This is a genomic window from Ilumatobacter sp. (genome assembly GCF_039969435.1).
Taxonomy (GTDB): Bacteria; Actinomycetota; Acidimicrobiia; order Acidimicrobiales; family Ilumatobacteraceae; genus Ilumatobacter_A.
In genome coordinates, this window is sequence record NZ_JBDVNU010000025.1 from 42,489 (window position 1) to 60,202 (window position 17,714).

14 protein-coding genes, 1 tRNA gene and 1 other RNA gene are annotated in these 17,714 nt (G+C 66.0%); 9 read left to right on the forward strand and 7 right to left on the reverse strand.

Annotated elements, in window-relative coordinates; genetic code table 11:
• Positions 1-13: 13 nt before the first annotated feature.
• The 5 genes from ABJK40_RS13285 to ssrA all read right to left on the reverse strand — a co-directional run bounded on the left by ABJK40_RS13285 (position 14) and on the right by ssrA (position 5,611).
• A complete protein-coding gene (locus tag ABJK40_RS13285; RefSeq protein ID WP_348478542.1) occupies positions 14-2,662 on the reverse strand; it encodes a hypothetical protein in 2,649 nt (882 codons plus the stop codon).
• A gap of 98 nt (positions 2,663-2,760) precedes the next feature.
• Positions 2,761-3,009, reverse strand: a complete 249-nt coding sequence (locus tag ABJK40_RS13290) for a tyrosine-type recombinase/integrase (RefSeq protein WP_348478544.1) — start codon at positions 3,007-3,009, stop codon at positions 2,761-2,763.
• Positions 2,943-3,563, reverse strand: coding sequence for a hypothetical protein (locus ABJK40_RS13295; protein WP_348510312.1), 621 nt, complete (start codon positions 3,561-3,563; stop codon positions 2,943-2,945). Before ABJK40_RS13295 ends, ABJK40_RS13290 begins: the two co-directional genes overlap by 67 nt.
• Before the next feature lie 210 nt (positions 3,564-3,773).
• Positions 3,774-5,021, reverse strand: coding sequence for a tyrosine-type recombinase/integrase (locus ABJK40_RS13300; protein ID WP_348478546.1), 1,248 nt, complete (start codon positions 5,019-5,021; stop codon positions 3,774-3,776).
• A gap of 202 nt (positions 5,022-5,223) precedes the next feature.
• Positions 5,224-5,611, reverse strand: a transfer-messenger RNA (tmRNA) gene (ssrA, locus tag ABJK40_RS13305).
• Positions 5,612-5,922: 311 nt separating this feature from the next.
• Here ssrA and ABJK40_RS13310 point away from each other — a divergent pair.
• A complete protein-coding gene (locus ABJK40_RS13310) occupies positions 5,923-7,176 on the forward strand; it encodes a fasciclin domain-containing protein (RefSeq protein WP_348478548.1) in 1,254 nt (417 codons plus the stop codon).
• A 109-nt stretch (positions 7,177-7,285) separates the two neighbouring features.
• On the opposite strand, the gene smpB is transcribed toward ABJK40_RS13310, so the two are convergent.
• The gene (gene smpB / locus ABJK40_RS13315; protein ID WP_348478550.1) at positions 7,286-7,798 is read right to left on the reverse strand and encodes an SsrA-binding protein SmpB; all 513 of its coding nucleotides are present in this window, start codon (positions 7,796-7,798) and stop codon (positions 7,286-7,288) included.
• Between the two features lie 79 nt (positions 7,799-7,877).
• Between smpB and ABJK40_RS13320 the strand changes: the two genes are divergently transcribed.
• The 6 genes from ABJK40_RS13320 (at position 7,878) to rdgB (ending at position 13,609) form a co-directional block, all read left to right on the forward strand.
• On the forward strand, positions 7,878-8,294 hold the full coding sequence (locus ABJK40_RS13320; RefSeq protein ID WP_348478551.1) for a M67 family metallopeptidase: 417 nt from the start codon (positions 7,878-7,880) through the stop codon (positions 8,292-8,294).
• Between the two features lie 783 nt (positions 8,295-9,077).
• Positions 9,078-9,980: a hypothetical protein gene (locus tag ABJK40_RS13325; RefSeq protein WP_348510313.1), complete on the forward strand. Its 903-nt coding sequence runs from the start codon at positions 9,078-9,080 to the stop codon at positions 9,978-9,980.
• Positions 9,981-10,265: 285 nt separating this feature from the next.
• On the forward strand, positions 10,266-11,222 hold the full coding sequence (locus ABJK40_RS13330; RefSeq protein ID WP_348478581.1) for a cysteine synthase family protein: 957 nt from the start codon (positions 10,266-10,268) through the stop codon (positions 11,220-11,222).
• A gap of 75 nt (positions 11,223-11,297) precedes the next feature.
• Positions 11,298-12,110: a glutamate racemase gene (gene murI, locus ABJK40_RS13335; RefSeq protein ID WP_348478553.1), complete on the forward strand. Its 813-nt coding sequence runs from the start codon at positions 11,298-11,300 to the stop codon at positions 12,108-12,110.
• 138 nt (positions 12,111-12,248) lie between these two features.
• Complete coding sequence (gene rph / locus ABJK40_RS13340) at positions 12,249-13,022, forward strand: ribonuclease PH (protein WP_348510314.1); 774 nt, start codon at positions 12,249-12,251, stop codon at positions 13,020-13,022.
• On the forward strand, positions 13,019-13,609 hold the full coding sequence (gene rdgB / locus ABJK40_RS13345; RefSeq protein WP_348478555.1) for an RdgB/HAM1 family non-canonical purine NTP pyrophosphatase: 591 nt from the start codon (positions 13,019-13,021) through the stop codon (positions 13,607-13,609). Before rph ends, rdgB begins: the two co-directional genes overlap by 4 nt.
• A gap of 99 nt (positions 13,610-13,708) precedes the next feature.
• On the opposite strand, the gene ABJK40_RS13350 is transcribed toward rdgB, so the two are convergent.
• Positions 13,709-14,698 carry an endonuclease/exonuclease/phosphatase family protein gene (locus tag ABJK40_RS13350; RefSeq protein ID WP_348478557.1) on the reverse strand — a complete coding sequence of 330 codons (990 nt, stop codon included), beginning with the start codon at positions 14,696-14,698 and terminating at the stop codon, positions 13,709-13,711.
• A 197-nt stretch (positions 14,699-14,895) separates the two neighbouring features.
• On the opposite strand from ABJK40_RS13350, the gene ABJK40_RS13355 reads away from it, so the two are divergent.
• Positions 14,896-14,969, forward strand: a tRNA-Leu gene (locus tag ABJK40_RS13355).
• A gap of 59 nt (positions 14,970-15,028) precedes the next feature.
• The gene (locus tag ABJK40_RS13360) at positions 15,029-17,683 is read left to right on the forward strand and encodes an EAL domain-containing protein (protein WP_348478558.1); all 2,655 of its coding nucleotides are present in this window, start codon (positions 15,029-15,031) and stop codon (positions 17,681-17,683) included.
• Positions 17,684-17,714: the final 31 nt, after the last annotated feature.

Consider the following 17,714-nt stretch of genomic DNA (forward strand, 5'->3'; position numbering starts at 1 on the left):
TAGAACTTCACCCTCAGGCGCTAGTCGGGTCATCGACAACCTTCAGACCCGGGCGCCCCGTCCACGCATCGTCGATGGCGGTGTAGAGCAACGACACGGATTCTCCAAAGGCGTCTTCGGCTCGGCTCATGTCGTGCTCTGTGAGCTCGTCCGCTCCGTGTGCCTCGGTCTTTGCGGATCGGAGATCGTGCAGAACTTCCATGTTTGCCACTGAGAGGGTCTGCCTGAGTCCATCGATGACACGGCCGTATGGGAGCTTTCCACTGGCGTTGCCGGGGTCTGAACGTATCTGTTGCTTCATGTTGTCGGACGTTCCGATCACGAGGTACCCGGCGCGCGCGATCTGCTCGACAACTACGTCGAGCTGTTGTACCAGCCCGGAGTACCCGGCCGCGCCCTGAGAGCGCCGGGAGGCGATCCCGTTCAGGGCCGCTACGGCTGCCGGCTTCTCGGCGCCCATGTAGTCACCCATCGTGTGTTGATCACCGATGTATGGATCGAGCATTGCGAGCGCTGCGTCATCGCCGAGTGATGCACTGCGGAACGCAACAGAGAGGTACTTGCGCGCGACAGCATCAAGGTCACCACCATCAGGTCTCGCCATCCGTCCGAGCGCCTCGACCATGCCAGTGGTCGCTTCCTGAGGGTGAGCCGTGAAAAACTCCTGCAATGCAGCGGCAGCAGCTCGCCGCAACTCGATGTTGTCGTTTCGTGCGTCGGGTCCGACGAGAGCGGTCAGTTGGATGAATCCGTCGGGGCCTGCGGTGACGCCGAGCGCACGGATCAACTCCGGCCCGTCTTGAAGAAGCGGGCTACGTTCCAGCACAGCAAGATTTGCTGCGAGGGAGCTGTCAACAGCGTCGAGAGCGGACCTGAACTCTGCGCGAACTGGGTCGCCAGGATCGGCGGTTGCCCACCGATCGCGCAGGGCGACAAGGGTCTCATGGTCACTCGGTCGAACTTGCGTTGCGATGGTGGCAGCAGTTCGCGCCAGATCAGGACTGCTGGTTTGGAGCAGTGACGAGATGCCCGCCGGGAAGGCAGTCCCCTCGGCGACCAGCGCCGCCCAGCGCAGCCCGGCGTGAGCACGTCGAGTTCGGTTCGAACCGCTCGTGTCGGCGACGATCAGGTCAAGCAATGACGACTGCTGCTCCGTCCCGTAACGCTCAAGGAGCTCAAGCACTACATCTCGCTCGTTCTCGGCCATCTCATCCCACGCCTTGGCCACGTGGGCGAACGCGTGGTCTGGCGAGGTCGGTGCAAGCCCACGCATCAACACGATGCGGTTCGCAGTTGCAAGTGGGGCGCCGAACTCTGCCGCTGCTGCCGGGACCGCCGAAACGACGGTCGACACGAAATCGACGCCCAGATCGAAATTGCCGATCATGTCGAGGGCTTGGAGACGGTAGCCGGCGGCGACCAACTCTTGTGCAGCAGCCGGGCTAACGACCCCTACGTCCATCAACAAACCAAGCAGAGTCGCTCGTACAGCATCGTCTGGCATGGCTCGCCGGACGAGCGTGCGGAAGGCCGGCCAGCGGTCGTCTTCCGGGAGCGGCCATGCGAGGCGCGCCAGCTCATCGGCCGATTCTGCGTCGATGCGACGCGACAGCTTGGCCCCAGCCGACTCGACGGCAGAACCGCTACCCGCCTTAAGATCCAAATGCACTGCTGCGTTGACGGCGACGACAGAATCGATGAAATCGTCAGGGCAAAGCTGAATGAGCTGATCAAACAAGATGTTCGAGCCCGTCTCGACGCGAGTCGGCACCGAAGCGAAAAACGTACTCCATTCGATCGGTCCCCACGGTGCAACGATTGCGGCATGATGCGCGACCCAGAACGGGGGGTGCCTGGTCGCCGTCGACAAGGCCACCTCAACCCGAAAGTCCGGGTCGTCGCTCAGGACGGCCGCCCGCACGAGCAGTTGGCTTGCTCCCGCCGTCGGCTCGGAGGGCAAGTCATTCACCGTAGAAATCGCGTTGAGAACCACCTGCGGCACTCCCAGCACGAGCGCCACGAAACCAGCTGGCTCACCGATGGAGTGGTAGGCCACGTACTCGTCAACCAGGGTCCGACGCAGGTCTGCGAGACCGGCAACACGCGCCGTTCCGACCACCCGAATGATCAAGTCAACGGTCTCGACCCAACGAGTTGGATCCGTGCGATCGAAGGCGCTGAGCGCTGCTAGCCCCTGCGTTCGAAGAGCGGGGCTCTGACAACAGCGGGCGGCGGCGGCTTCGCGGAGTTCTCGCGAGGACTCGACGTCACCGACCAACTCGATGGCGTGCGCGTCGATGGAGTCACCCGGCTGCCGAAGAAGCCACAGCGTGATCGGAACAGCCGTCCGTAGCTCCTCGTCAGGTGTGACGTCGAAGATCCGTTCCGCCATGCCCGCGGTGCAGACCGACGCGTCCAACATCTGCACGATCTCCCCTGCTTCAGGTTGTGCGAAGACGGATTCAACGATTGACCCAGCGACCAAATCGACGACCTGCGGATCATTGCTCTCCGCGAGCCGACGGCCAACTGAGACAGCGGTCGTCCCGTCGCCCGCCAGCCACATCGCTTGGAGAACGTCCCATCGCTGTTGCTCCGCGAGCGCATCAAGCAACTCGCCCCCCGCCAGATCACGGAGACTCGGGTCAAGAAACTTGGCCATCGCGAACAAAAGCTTACTTCCGGTCGCCACTCGCGTTCGGGAAGCATCGGCACGGGAGCTTCCGGCAAGCCCTCAACGTGGATTCCGGCTCGAGGAATCTATTCGCATTCGTCGGAATCGTCGAGAAGCCGCTGCATCGCGTTCGCCGCATCGGCTTTCGCCGGCGAGAAAAGGTGACCGTATGTGTCACTGGTGACTCGGATCGATGAATGGCCAAGCGAATCGGAAATCGTCTTGAGCGGGACGTCAGCAGCGATCAGAAGCGAGGCGGCCGAGTGCCTCATTCTGTGAGGAGTGAGTTCTCGGTCGAGTACGGCGAGGGTATAGCGTTCACTAGCCGGTTGCATCGGTTCGGACCGAGAGGAGTGCCAACCGTCGAGGTGAACACGAGATCGCCGGGCCAACCGAGCCCCCATTCCGAGCCGAAGTCTCTGCGTCGTTCATCCTGGACTTCTCGATGCTTGCGGAGCACGCCGACCGCGAGCGGGGGCAAGTGAATGGTTCGGCGAGAACCACTCGTCTTCGGCTCATCCAAGTACAGCGTGTCGCGATCGCCTCGCTTGAGCGCCCGCCTGACAGTGAGGGTGGCCGGCGACGAATCGAGGTCGATCGACGACCAGCCGAGTCCGAGCGCCTCGCCCTTGCGAAGCCCGGTGAGCATAAGAACGGCGACGAGCGGGCCGATCTCGTAGTCGCCGACTGCTTTGAGCAGCGTCCTGGCATCTGCCGGATCGAGCGCCTCGCCCTCGGATCGCGGCACCTTGATTCCGTCGACGAGCATCGCCGCGTTGCGGTTCACATGGTCTTCCTGTTCCGCAACGCGTAGCCCGCGCCGAAGAACGGCTCGCGCCTGGCGGATGGTGTTCGCAGACCGGCCTTTTCGCTGGAGCGTCGACATCATTCGACGCACGTGGGCTGGCGCGAGGTCTTCGACCGATGTTGCCGACGTGGGTGAGCAAGTACAGACGTGCGATCTGGATGTAGCCGCGACGGGTGACGTCGGATGTCGGCGTGTGGCAGGTACAGAACCTGAATATCCGGACGAAAACCGCACCATATCGACGCCAAACCGAGGGCCTACACCTTCCTGATTGCCGACCGGGCTGTCGGCCTACAGCGTCGGGTCAAGCAACTGCGCTGCGCGCTTTGCCGTATCGCTCGGTCGGCGGCCGAGGCTGCGGACGTATTCGGCTGTCGTCGAGGGATCGGAGTGGCCGACGTGGCGGGCGACGTCGGCGAGGTCGAGCCCGCCGTCTGCGTAGAGGGCAGTGACGACGGTTCGCCGTCCGGCGTGAGAGGCGAGTCCTTCGGGATCGAGACCGGCGATGGCCGCAGCGCGAGTGATCCCCTTCGTGATGGTCTGTCGGTTGACCAAACGCCCGTCGAGCGTTGTGAACACCATGGACAGCGGACGACCTTCGAACGAGTGCGTCGGCCATTCTGAGCCGAGTCGCTCTCGTTCGGCCTCCTGCGCTTCACGACGCCGACGGAGGTGAGCGACCGACACCGGGGCGAGGTAGTGGACTCCCTCGGCGCCCGAAGTCTTCGTGGACCCGAGCACGGTGCCGACCGACGGTGTGTAGGCGGCGCCGCGTTGGATCTGCGCCGTCCCTTCGTCGAGGTCGAGATCCTCCCAAGCGAGCCCGAGCACTTCGCTGACGCGCCAGCCTTGGCAGAAGAGCAACGTAATGACTGCGCCGAGCCGGATCTCCTGCGCTGCGAGAATCAGGGACTTTGCCTCGTCGGGGGAGAGGGCCCGGCCGGCTTTCACCCGTTTCGCTCGTGGTGCCTTCACGAGGTCAAAAGGGTTGGCCGGGATGAGGCCAAATTTCACGGCCTCGGTGAACGCTTGCCGGCACACCTTCCTGCAGTTGAGGACGGTGTACGGCGCGTACTTGTCGAGGAGCTTCGATTGCCAAGCGGTGAGTGTCTCAGCTCCGACATCGACGACGGCGTGTGTGCCGATGTCGTTTGCCAGGTAGCCGGCGAACTTGCGGTAGCTGTCGAGCGTCGAGGTTTTCACCTGATGCCTGGCCACGGATTCGAGCCACCAGTCGGTGAGTTCGGCGACGGTCGTCTCCGGCGAAAATCGGCTGCCGGCACGCGGCAATTTTTCGATCGATGCGAGCTTCTCGGCTCGATTGCCTTCGGCGGCGGCTCGGGTCCTCCCGTTCGCTCGCTGAACCTTGCCGTTCTCGTCCCGGTACGTGGCGCGCCATCGGCCGTTGCGCACGCGCCCGCTCTTCTCGGTGGACGGTGGCTCGAAGTAGACCGAGCCGTCGCCGTTGCCGTTCTTCGAGGCGACCTCGAAGGTGCCATCTGCGGACTCGATCCGCTTGCCTCGCGGTTGCTTTGGCATGCCGAACTCCTTCGTTCGTCGGAACTCCGGATAGGAATGTGGGGGAGTAACCGGGGGAGTAACAGTACCTCAGGGGGAGTTACCGGGGGCGCAACGCTCCAGAAACGACGACGCACGTCCACGTACGTTGGCGAACAAAAGCCCTGGTAAACAAGTCAGGATCCGCACGATGGCGGATCCTGACGTACTTGGGCGAACCCACTTGTGGAGCTGGGGGGAATCGAACCCCCGTCCATCAGCCGGTATCCGAACTTGCTACGACCATTCCCGACATCGCCTCTGACGCTGAGACACCGACGGGTCGGCTGCCGGATCGAGTCCGGCCACGCTCAGTCTTTCCTGAAAGTCAGCAGTCTTTCCCGCTGGCAATGGTCTTTCCCATCGTCATCCCCCACTTCTGTTGCCGGGCTGTGGTGGAGTGGCCCCGTGCGACATTTCTGCTCACGATGACTCTTCACTCATCTGATCAGGGATCAGGCGGCGAGAGCGAACTGCTCATCGGCAATTCTGTGGTTTCCCCGTTTAACGAGTCTGAGAAACTCGGGTCGCAAACTCGAACAGCGTTACTGACGTCGAATCCAGTCAGCCCCGTGTTGTCTTGCTTGGTGTTCCTATGTGGCGACGCAGCGTACAGCCCCGTCGCCCGAGCCGTGAGAATCACGGGAATCGAGATCGATCGCCGTCCACGACGGTCCGCTCGAGTTGCTGTGAGCTGGGACTTCGCGCACGACAGCACGGTCAGGGAGAGATTCCTCCACCATCGGGTGATCCAAGTTCGTCACGGGACCGAACACTCGATGTCCAGCGGGTCGCCCGCCGGACAGTCGCCAGGATCGTTCCGAGCGGCTCAGTTGCACCAGCAGCGTGAACCCCCACCAAGCACAGAAAGCTGTCACATCTCATGATCGCAAAGAAGAACTCCCGCCGGATCCTCGCACTCGCCGCAGTGGTCACCATGACCGCCGCCGCCTGCGGATCGGACTCGAACGACGCCGCCGACACGGTCGTCGACGAGCCCGTCGCCACCGAGGCGATGGAAGAGCCCGTTGCCACCGATGCGATGGAGGAGCCGGCATCGACCGACGCCATGGCCGAGGACGGCCCGTTCGGCCCGGCGTGTGACGCTGTTCCGACCGAGGGCGAAGGCTCCTTCGCCGGCATGACCGACGACCCGGCCGCAACGGCTGCGTCGAACAACCCCCTGCTCTCGACCCTCGTCACCGCGGTGACCGAGGCCGGACTGGTCGACACGCTCAACAGCGACGGCCCGTTCACCATCTTCGCCCCGACCAACGATGCGTTCGCAGCGATCCCCGAAGAGGACCTCGCTGCGGTGCTCGCCGACACGGAGCTCCTGACCTCGATCCTCACGCTGCACGTCGTGCCCGGGCAGTCGCTCGACGCCGCCGGCCTCGGCGAGGCCGGTTCGCTCGAGACCGTCAACGGTGAGAGCATCGAGTTCGGCGCCGACGGCACCACCGTCAACGGCGTCGACGTCCTCTGCTCGAACGTTCCGGTCGCCAACGGCACCGTGCACATCATCGGCGAAGTGCTGATGCCGAGCGGTGACGCGATGGAGGACGAGGCGATGGAAGAGGAGCCCGCCACGACCGACGCCATGGAAGAAGAGCCCGCCACGACCGACGCCATGGAAGAAGAGGGCGCCGCCCTGGCTCCCTCGGGCCCGCTCTGCGAGGCCGTTCCGGCCGACGGCGAAGGTTCCTTCGCCGGCATGACCGACGACCCGGCCGGCACGGCTGCGTCGAACAACCCCGCCCTGTCGACGCTCGTCGCCGCAGTGGTCGAGGCCGGTCTGGTCGACACCCTCAACTCCGATGGTCCGTTCACGATCTTCGCTCCGGCCAACCCGGCCTTCGAAGCGCTCGGTGAAGACGCCGTTGCGGCGGTGCTCGCCGACACCGAACTCCTCACCTCGATCCTGACGCTCCACGTCGTCGCCGGTGAGCAGCTCTCCAGCGCCGACCTCGCCGAGCTCGACTCGGTGACCACGGTCAACGGCCAGGACATCACGCTCGAGGTCGCCGACGACGGCACCCTCTCGGTCAACGGCCAGGCGACCGTCGGATGCGCCGACGTCTCGACGGCCAACGCCACGGTGCACATCATCGACGCCGTGTTGATGCCGAGCGCCTGATCACGAACGTTCACGTGCTGATCAGCTCACGCTGATCGAATGAACAGCGGCCCCGCACCTCCTGGGTGCGGGGCCGCTGCGCGTGTGGGCGTCGGCGGGCCCGGCCGGATCAGTCGTACTGGTACTTCTGCGCCCGGTTGAATGCGGATTCGATCTCCCGGTCTGCGTCACGCTCCGCCATGTTCTGGCGCTTGTCGCCCTTCGTGCGGCCCTTGGCCAGCCCGAGTTCCATCTTCGCCAGCCCGTTCTTCCAGTAGAGGCGAAGGGCGACGATCGTCAGACCGCCCTGCGATGTGCGGGCGTCGAGCTTGTCGATCTCGGCGCGGTTGAGCAGCAACTTGCGTTCCCGATCGGGGTCGTGGGCTCCGAACCCGATCGCGTTCAGGTACGGCGGGATGTGCACACCGTCGATCCAGATCTCGCCACGCCTCACACGTGCGTAGCCTTCGGCGATCTGGGCGTTGCCCTCGCGGAGGCTCTTCACCTCACTGCCGGTGAGCACGATGCCGGCCTCGTACGTGTCGAGGATGTCGTAGTCCCGGTAGGCGCGCTTGTAGCTCGCGATGAGCTGCGTGCCATCGGTGGGCTTGGCCTTCTTGGTCTTCTTGCCCTTCTTCGCCATGAGAACAGCGAGGGTATCGACCACCGGTCGTTCGGGTGGCTCCGATTCCGCCGGCCGGTGTGCCGGTACCATCGACGTCGTGTTCCAGGTGACGCGAGACGTCTACGCCCAGCTCGTCGGGCTCGCTCTCGACGAGTACCCCCTCGAGGCGTGCGGGCTGATCGCGGGCCCGCTCGCTCCGGCCGGAGGACCCGGCAACGGGGGGCGGGTGTTCTACCCGTGTCGCAACGACGCGAAGTCGGCGCGGGTCTACACCGTGAACCCGCAGGACTTCATGCGCGCCGAGATGGACGCCGACGACAGGGACTGGGAGATCAACTGCGTGGTGCACTCCCACACGCATTCCGAGCCCTATCCGAGCCCGACCGATGTCGACGCAGCCGTGTCGCCCGACTGGCACTATGTGATCGTGAGCCTGAAGCGCGAGTCGCCCGAGGTCCGCAGCTACCGGATCGTCGACGGCGTGATCGTGTCCGAACCATTCGCCGTGGTGTGACCAACCCCGGTTTGGAAACGAAGCTCTGCCAACGATTAGTGTCCAGAAATGACACAACCTGGTTGGTACCCGGATGAACAACGCCCTGATCTCGTCCGATGGTGGGACGGGAATCAATGGACAGAACATTCGCAGCCTCGACAGTCCGCAGCGTCCTCGTCGGCCCCACGCTTTGATTCGGCTACGCCAGCAAACGACCAGCCCCCGCCCCCGGTCGGGACCACCAGTCGGCCATTGTCTCCACCACCACCACCGCAATCGCCCCCGCCACCGCATTCACCATCGCAGCAACCGCCGGCTCCGCTTCCCGACTCTCCTGCCGGAACCTCGTTCTCTGCCCGGGAGCACGACAGCAAGAAGCCGATCTGGAAGCGATGGTGGGCTGTCGGAGGAGTCGTGCTACTCGGGATCGTGGGGATCGCTGCCGTAGCTGGTGGCGGAGGTGGCGACGAGTCGGACGCCGAGGTCTCCAGCGAGCCCGATGAGCCGGGCACCGACGAGCAGGAAGAAGCGAGCGACGTCACGGCGCCGGATGCGGCTGTCGAAGACGAAGATGCGCCGGGCGCAACAGAGGCCCCCGCCGAAGAGAACGACCCCGAAGTGGTCGCAGAAGAGTCCGTTGACGAACCGCCAGTCGAAGAGTCGCCAGACCTCGCGGACGGATCTCGCGATCGCCCCTTCTCATTCGATTCCGAACTGGCGCTCACCTGGGACTCGTTCGGCGACGCGGACGGTTCCGTCTGGAACACGACGGTCGGAACACCGAGGGACATCACTGCTGAAGTGCTTGCTGAGAACGAGTTCAACAGCCCGCCTCCCGACGGCATCATCTACCTCGGCTTCGACGTGGCCATGACGTTGATTTCGGCCGACAAGGAGCCGCTCTCGCCGGGGTTCAACTTCTCCTGGGAAGTGAACGGTGGTTCGTCGGCGTCGGTCTACGACTCGACGACGATCGAGACGGAAAGTTTCGGATGCGGCGTGGTGACCGACTCCTTCGACGACTTCTCCGAAGCTCTGATCGGCGGAACCCTGGCTGGGAGCGTCTGTATCCCTGTGCCGGCAGCAGACGCGGCAGATCCCGGAACCCAGGTGGTGATGAGCTTCATCGGAAGTGATCGCTTGAGTTTTGGCGGGGGCGGACTCCCCAACCCGGCGCCCGCTCCGGTGCCGAGTGCAGGTGATTCCGGAGTCGGGGACGGAGGATCGGACTCCGGGTCGATCGGTCTGCCCTTTGTCTTCGGATCGAGCCACGATGTGACCTTCGAGTCGTTCGGTGATGCTGACCAGTCGGTCTGGAACATCACGGTGGCGGCTCCACGGAGTATCGACGACGTGGTGTCTGCCGAGAATCAGTTCAACGAGCCACCGCCCGACGGGACCGTGTTTGCCGGCTTCGATGTGTCGATGACCCTCGTGTCGGCGACGACCGAACCGCTTTCGCCGGGGTTCAATTTCTCGTGGGAGATCCTGGGAGGTGCGTCGGCGGGCGTCTACGACTCGTTCACCCTCGCGACCGGTTGTGGCGTCACCCCGAGCGCATTCGGCGACTTCGATGAAGTACTGATCGGCGGAACGCTGACGGGAACGGTCTGTATTCCCATCCCGGTCGACGATCTCACCGATCCAGGTTCGAAGGTCGCCCTCAACTTCCTGGATGGCACGAGAATTGCGTTCGGATCGTGACGCCGCGCTCGTAGCCGAGCGGTCGGGCCCCTCGTCCGACCTCTCCAGCTGCTGCGGAGTCAAGGACCGGAGGTTGTTCGGGTCGGCCGAGTGGAGGATTCGCAAGGTGTGACGCTCGCCGGATCGGGGCACACGATCCGGTAGTCGTGACGACGTCGGGATAGATTCCCGACCAATCGGATCGGATTTGTCGGAATGCCCGCGACCGGCTCGCTGTTGAACTCGGAGATGACTGTGATGAGCGCCATGACCAACGCCCAGATCCACGAGCCGGTGACGGTCGCGATGCCGGGCACCATGCACGCCAGCGTGCTCGACATGATCGGTAACACGCCGATGGTCGACGTCTCGAACCTCTCACCGAACCCGAACGTCCGGATCCTCGGCAAGATGGAGATGCAGAACCCGTTCGGGTCGGTCAAGGACCGCATCGCCAAGCGGATGATCGAGAGCGCCGAGGACGACGGACGCCTGTCCCCGGGGCAGACGATCCTCGAACCGTCGTCGGGCAACACCGGTATCGCTCTGGCAGCGATCGCCCAGTTGAAGGGCTATCCGATCAAGATCCTGATGCCGGAGTCGGTCTCGGTCGAACGTCGTCAGATGCTCGAGATCTTCGGCGCCGAGATCATCCTCACGCCGGGTGGAGAAGGCTCGAACGGTGCCGTCGCACGCGCACGCACGATGGCCGCCGATCACCCCGACTACTTCTTCCCATATCAGTACGCCAACGACTCCAACCCGCGAGCGCACTACGAGGGCACGGGACCCGAGATCGTCCGCGACGTTCCCGACATCACGCACTTCGTCGCCGGTCTGGGCACCAGTGGGACGCTGATGGGTGTCGGAACGTACCTCAAGGAGTACGACCCCTCGATCCAGATCATCGCCGTCGAGCCGCCGCTCGGTGAGCGGGTGGAGGGGCTGCGCAACATCGGAGAGGGCTACATCCCGCCGGTGTTCGAGAACTGGAACGGATACGACCTGCTCGACCGCAAGCGTGTCGTGCGGCCCCGCGAGTCCATCGAGTGGACCCGACGCCTCGTTCGGGAATGCGGTGTGTTCGCAGGGATCTCTGCGGGTGCGGCGCTGGCCGGAGCGGCCAAGGTCGCGTCGCAGATCGAGTCGGGCACGATCGTGTTCATCGTGTGCGACGGTGGTTGGAAGTACCTTTCCACGGGTGCGTACACCGATGACCTCGACGTGGCCGAAGCCGCTGCCGAGAAGATCATCTACTTCTGATGCTTGGGTCGGCTGGGGTCTGACCCCAGCCGACCCCGTCGCTCGGCGTTTCGGTCGTCACGCGGGTGATTCGGTGTGAGCGGTCCGATCGGGATGTTCGACTCCGGTTTCGGAGGCCTCACCGTGGCTCGGGCGATGATCGATCTGCTGCCCGCCGAGGACCTCGTGTACATCGGTGACACCGGTCGGTACCCCTACGGCTCCAAGGCGCTCGCCGACGTCCAGCGGTTCTCCCACGAACTCGCGCACAGCCTGATCGACGACTACGGGGCCAAGGCGATCGTCGTGGCGTGCAACACCGCCACCGCTGCGGGTCTCGACGAGTTGCGGGCGGAGGTCGACGTGCCGGTGATCGACGTCATCCGCCCCGGCGCGAAAGCCCTGGTCAGCACGACCGTCACGGGCCGAGTGGGCGTGATCGGAACGGTCGGGACCGTGAAGTCGGGGGCGTACGTCCGCAGCATCGCCGACACCGGCGTGCCGGTCGCTCTGAGCAGCGCCGCATGCCCCGGATTCGTGGAGTTCGTCGAGCGGGGCCAGACCTCGGGCGACGAGGTGACGGTGCTCGCCGAGAGGCTCCTCGCGCCGATCGTCGACGCCGACGTCGACGCGCTGCTGCTCGGATGCACGCACTACCCGTTCCTCGCGCGGGTCATCGGCGACGTGATGGGTCCGGGAGTCACGCTGGTGAGTTCGGCCGATGAGACCGCGTTCGCCGTGCGGTCGCGGCTGACCGAGGTGGGATTGCTGCGTGAGTCGACGACGCCGGGCCGACACCGGTTCGCATCGAGCGGCGACATCGACGTGTTCCGCGACCTCGGCAGCCGCCTCCTCGGCCCCGAACTCGACGCCACCGAACCCTGGCCGCCCGGACCGAGTTCGACGTGAGCCTGGCCCCGTCCCAGGACGGGGTGATCCTCACGTCGATGGTCGCTGCGACGGGGAAACGCGCTCGACGTGAGCCGGGCCCCGTCCCAGGGCGGGGCGATCCTCACGTCGACGATCGGGAGCGGTAGCTTGCGGGCCATGACGAGACCTGACGGCCGCAGCGCCGACGAACTCCGCCCGATCACCTTCCAGCGCGACTTCACCGAGATGGCCGAAGGGTCGGTGCTGGTCGGTTTCGGCGACACCCGCGTGCTGTGCACCGCGAGCGTCGAGGACGACGTGCCGCGCTGGATGCGCGGGTCCGGGAAGGGATGGGTGACGGCCGAGTACTCCATGCTGCCGGGGGCCTCGCCCGAGCGCATCGGCCGTGAAGCGGCCAAGGGCAAGCAGTCGGGACGCACGGTCGAGATCCAGCGGCTGATCGGTCGTTCGCTGCGCGCCGCGTGCGACATGAAGCTGCTCGGCGAACGTCAGGTCACCGTCGACTGCGACGTACTCCAGGCCGACGGCGGCACGCGCACCGCCAGCATCTGTGGTGGCTTCCTGGCCCTGCACGATGCACTCCAGCGCATCGTCGACCGGGGAGAACTCGCTCGGAACCCGCTGCACTCGTTCTGTTCGGCGATCAGCGTCGGCATCGTCGGCGGTGAGCCCGTCCTGGACCTCCCGTACGTCGAGGACTCGGCCGCCGAGGTCGACATGAACGTCGTGATGCTCCAGCCGAACACGGACGGACGACCCACCGGTGAGGCCAAGTTCGTCGAGGTGCAGGGCACGGCCGAGGGGATGGCGTTCAGCCGCGGTCAACTCGATCGGTTGCTGGCGCTCGCCGAGGGCGGGCTGGCCACGATCACGGCGATGCAGGCCGACCTGATCGCCACGGCCCCCACCCCGCGACCCGCACGTCGATGACGGCCCTCCCGCAGTTCGTCTGCGCCTCTGCGAACCCGGGCAAGGTGGCCGAGATCCAGGCGTTGCTGCGCGGCGTGGTCGATCTGTTGCCGCGCCCCGAGGCCGTTCCCGATGTCGTGGAGGACGCCGACACACTGATCGGCAACGCCCGGCTGAAGGCGGCTGCGCTCGTGGAGGCGACCGGCCTGCCCGCCCTCGCCGACGACACGGGACTCGAAGTGTCAGCGCTCTGCGGGGCACCCGGCGTGCACACCGCCCGGTACGCGGGGGAGGGGTGCAGCGACGCCGACAACCGTCACAAGATGCTCGGAGAGCTCACCGACGCCGAGGACCGCACTGCTGCGTTCCGGACCGTGGCGCTGGCTCTGTGGCCCGACGGCTCCGAGATCGCCGTCGAAGGCGTCTGCGCAGGAACGATCACCACCGAAGAACGTGGCGCTGCCGGTTTCGGTTACGACGCGATCTTCGCTCCCGACGGAGGCGGCGGACTCACGTTCTCCGAGATGGGAGTCGACGCGAAGCATGCGGTCAGCCACCGCGGCAAGGCGTTCCGGGCACTTCTCGCCGAACTCGACCGGCGCAGCTGAATCGGGCGGCACCGGAGACGTCGGGCAGGGCCGACCCGACCGGACCGTGTCCGTGCGTCCCCGGTCCGGTGGGCGTTCGGAACCGGAAACCGACCCGCCTCAACCGGAAGCGTCGGGACCCGGCTCGTCGGTGGCGGGTGTCGAGGGTGCCACCGTGACGATCAACCCGATGTGATCGCTGCCCGGAACGCGAAAGTCGTCGACGTCGGTCGAGACCAGTCCGTTGCCGGTCAGGGCGTGGTCGAGGCGGACGAACGGAGGCAGGGAGCGGTCGGAGGGCCACGAGGTCGACCATCCGGATCCGTTCGCCACGTGTGCGTCGGTCAGGTCGCGTGCCAACAGGTCGCGGAAGGCCGGGTGCCAGTACGAGGCGTTGAAGTCACCGATGACGAGCGTGGGCAGCGCGGAGTCCGCCGCGGTCTCGCCGATGCGACGGAGCTCGCCCTCCCACAGATCGAAGTCGAACACCGGTGTCGGCGGATGGACGCCGAGGAGTCGGATCGGTCCATCGGGCGCCGACACCTCGGTATCCACGGTTCGATCGGTGCCGGCGGGCATCGCGTCGAGTGGGTACCTGGACCACACCGCCATCCCGCTCGAGCGCCGTTCGTCCCGGTTGACCTGGTACCGATACCGGTCCGCCAGCGGGTGGGCGAGCAGTGCGTCGCGGTGGGCCGGTGTGTACTCCGAGAAGACGATCACGTCGGGGTCGAGATCGACGAGCTCGTCCGCCACCTCGTCCACGACGGGATTGCTGTAGAGCAGGTTGACCGACGCGACGCTCGTGCGGATCGACTCCGGCGTCGGCGCCGGCTGACCGGGTGGGACGACCAAGGGGATCGAGAGGGCGAAGGCGCCGAGCGCGACCAGCGCACCGACCGTTGCCAACGAGTCCTCTCGCTTCCACACTCCGAACGCCGCCGACGCGAGGACGACGGGAATCCCGTACGGCGTGAGTGACTGCAGCGTGGCGGTCAGCGCGCCGCCGTTCCACCCGGCGGCCTGCGAGAGCATCACGACGCCGACGCCGGCCACTCCGACCCAGGCGACGAGCACGGCGACACCGTGCAGGATCTGGCGCCGATTCATCGGCCCGCAGGCTAGGACCGCGGGTGGCGCCGGCGGCTTCACCTCGGGCCGCGGACCCGGCCGTCGTGGTCCGACCGTCCCGGGCGTGAGTCCCAGGTCGGCGTGAACGCTCCGGTCGGCACGGTGGTGTCGATGCGACGCGGACCCGCCGATCGGAGCGAACGATCGCCGACGCGGTGCGTATCGTGAGAGCGGGCGCCGACGTAGCCCAATTGGCAGAGGCACGGTTTTTAGGTGGCCGTCAGTGTGGGTTCGAGTCCCATCGTCGGCACGACGGGGTCGCCGTTGGGTTCTCAAGTCGTCCACAGGGTCGGCCGAAGACACCATCGCATGCTCTCCCGACGCCGCCTCGGTGGCCTGCCGCTCGCCGTGTACGTCGCTGCACTGCTTCTGATCCCGCTCACCGCGGTGGGCTGGTTCAGCATCCGCGAGGTCGATCGGAACAACGTGACGGCCGAGAACGCGGCGTCCATCGCCCGGGCGGTCGCCCTCCATTCCTCGGCGACGTCTGCGGTCGCTGCGCTGGAGGTGGAGCGCACCACCTCGTTGGCACGGACCGTCGAGGAGCCGACCGGCGCCCGCGACGAGCTCGAAGCGGGGCTCACCGCCGTGCGTCGGCGTACCGACAGCGCCCTCGACCGCCTCGAGGTCGAACTGCGTGCCGCATCGCTCGGCGGCGGTCAGGAGATCAGCGAGTCACGGAGCATTCTCGCCGCCCACCGGCGCTCCGTCGACGACCGCCTCGCGGACCCGACATCGGTGGACGAGACGTTCGGCGACCTCGACGCCCAGATCGTGACCGTGCTCGACGGCACCACCACCACGCTCACCACCACCGACTACGGCTCGCGCGATGCGCTCGCCGCATCGCAGCGTCTGATGAACACGAGCGACCTCGTCCTGACGGCGGCCGAGGAACTCCACGTCGTGTCGTCGGAGAGGTTCGGCGTTCGGGTGATGACGAACGACGACATGGTCGCCAGCGGAGTTCGTCAGGCCGACGCATTGCTCATCGCGCTCCCGGGCGACTCGGAGTGGGTCGCCGAACTGCAGGAGATCCATCGGACTCTCGACTCGGCGGCCGACAACGCGGTCGTGCGTCATCTCGACTACCTGGAGCAGGTCGACCGGGTGGTGTCTCAGACCGGCTCGGCCATCGACGACGACGTCGCCGCCTGGGCGAGCGACGCCCAGTCGAAGAACCGCACGACCCTGGCGCTGCTCATCGCCGTGGGGATCGCGTCGTTGCTGTTCGGGCTCGTGGTGATGCGCTCGTTCACCCGACCGCTCACGAGACTTCGTCTCCAGGCCGAGCGCATCAGCCGCGGCGAACTGAACGCCGAACCGCTGCCCGTGGCGGGGCCGAGCGACGTCCGCAAGGTGACCGGCGCGGTCAACGACATGGCGAGCACGCTGTCGCTGGTCGAGGAGCACATGGACGCACTCGCGCTCGCCGAGATGAACCAGGCACCCGAACTCGATGAACTGCCCGGGCACGTCGGGGCCGCGATGCGGTCCTCGATGCAACGTGTGGTCGCGTTGACGACCCGCCTCCAGGCGAGCGAATCGCGCCTCGGTGAACAGGCCCGGATCGACAACCTGACGGGCCTCCCGAACCGGTTTGCGGTGCTCGAACACCTCGAGCACGTCCTGCGGACACTTCCCGCTCCCGGCGTTCCGATCGCCCCGGGAGGCATGCGCGCGACCGGCGTGATGTTCCTCGACGTCGACGGGTTCAAGAGCGTCAACGACACCCACGGTCACGCCGTCGGCGACGTCGTCCTGCGCGAGATCGCGCAGCGCCTCAGTGGCTCGATCCGCGAGATCGACTACATCGCTCGACTCGGCGGCGACGAGTTCCTCGTCGTGGTCGCGGATCTCGCGGACCCGCAGCGACTGATCCGCTTCGGTGAGCGGATGATCGAGGAGATCGAGCACCCGTACAACATCGGGGACCAACTCTTCGCGGTGTCGGCCAGCGTGGGCATCACCGTCGTCGAGTCGGGTGACGATTCGATGTCGGTCATCGAGCGTGCGGACGCAGCGGTGTACCAGGCCAAGAAGCGGGGCCGGCGACGTGTCGAGATGTTCGACAAGGAGCTGCAGCGCTCGATCGAGCAGCAGGCCGAACTGGAACTCGCGTTGCGCCAGGCGATCCAGCACGACGAACTGCGGATGTACCTCCAACCGCTCGCCGACCTGTCGACGGGGATGGCGTCGGGCGCCGAGGCGCTCGTGCGTTGGGCTCGGCCGGGCGTGGGGCTGGTGCCTCCCGGCGATTTCATCCCGATCGCCGAACGGTCGGGGTTGATCTTCGAGCTCGAGCGATGGGTGCTCGCAGCCGCGTGCCGTCGGATCGCGGAGTGGCGACTGATGGGGCAGGGGAGCGGAATGCGTCTCGCCGTGAACATTTCTGGTCGTCATCTGATCGAGGGGAATCTGGTCGCCGACCTCGACGCGGCGATCGCGGCGACTGGCGCCGATCCGAACCTGCTGGAGATCGAACTCACCGAATCGCACCTGCTCGACGACGTCGTGCGGGCCAGTTCGATCCTGGCCGAGATCCGCGCTCGCGGCATCAAGATCGCAATCGACGACTTCGGCACGGGGTACTCGTCGATGACCTACCTCCAGAAGCTGCCGGTCGACGTCGTCAAGATCGATCGGAGCTTCATCTCGACCGCGACGACCAACTCGTTCGACTCGACGATCATCGACACGATCGTGACCATCGGGCGCGCCCTCGATCTGGAGATCGTGGCCGAGGGGATCGAGACCGTCGAGCAGCTGGCGTACGTGATCGATGCGGGCGCGACCCAGGGCCAGGGTTTCCTGATGGCGCGACCGATGCCCGCACACGAGGCCGAGGCGATCCTGTTCAACGGTCCGTTGTTCGATCGGGCCCGGGTCCTCGACACGACGCGTGGGATGCCGCGTCCCTGGACCGAGACGGTCCCGATCGGCACCCCCGTGTCGATGGACTGAGCCCGGCCGTCGGGTCCGGACGCGGCCCGGC

What these genes read in the sequence shown, in the direction of transcription:
- ABJK40_RS13285 (WP_348478542.1), bottom strand. Translation starts at nt 2,662, where the DNA reads ATGGCCAAGTTTCTTGACCCGAGTCTCCGTGATCTGGCGGGGGGCGAG.
- ABJK40_RS13290 (WP_348478544.1), bottom strand. Translation starts at nt 3,009, where the DNA reads ATGCAACCGGCTAGTGAACGCTATACCCTCGCCGTACTCGACCGAGAA.
- ABJK40_RS13295 (WP_348510312.1), bottom strand. Translation starts at nt 3,563, where the DNA reads ATGATGTCGACGCTCCAGCGAAAAGGCCGGTCTGCGAACACCATCCGC.
- ABJK40_RS13300 (WP_348478546.1), bottom strand. Translation starts at nt 5,021, where the DNA reads ATGCCAAAGCAACCGCGAGGCAAGCGGATCGAGTCCGCAGATGGCACC.
- ABJK40_RS13310 (WP_348478548.1), top strand. Translation starts at nt 5,923, where the DNA reads ATGATCGCAAAGAAGAACTCCCGCCGGATCCTCGCACTCGCCGCAGTG.
- smpB (WP_348478550.1), bottom strand. Translation starts at nt 7,798, where the DNA reads ATGGCGAAGAAGGGCAAGAAGACCAAGAAGGCCAAGCCCACCGATGGC.
- ABJK40_RS13330 (WP_348478581.1), top strand. Translation starts at nt 10,266, where the DNA reads ATGCCGGGCACCATGCACGCCAGCGTGCTCGACATGATCGGTAACACG.
- rph (WP_348510314.1), top strand. Translation starts at nt 12,249, where the DNA reads ATGACGAGACCTGACGGCCGCAGCGCCGACGAACTCCGCCCGATCACC.
- rdgB (WP_348478555.1), top strand. Translation starts at nt 13,019, where the DNA reads ATGACGGCCCTCCCGCAGTTCGTCTGCGCCTCTGCGAACCCGGGCAAG.
- ABJK40_RS13350 (WP_348478557.1), bottom strand. Translation starts at nt 14,698, where the DNA reads ATGAATCGGCGCCAGATCCTGCACGGTGTCGCCGTGCTCGTCGCCTGG.
- ABJK40_RS13360 (WP_348478558.1), top strand. Translation starts at nt 15,029, where the DNA reads ATGCTCTCCCGACGCCGCCTCGGTGGCCTGCCGCTCGCCGTGTACGTC.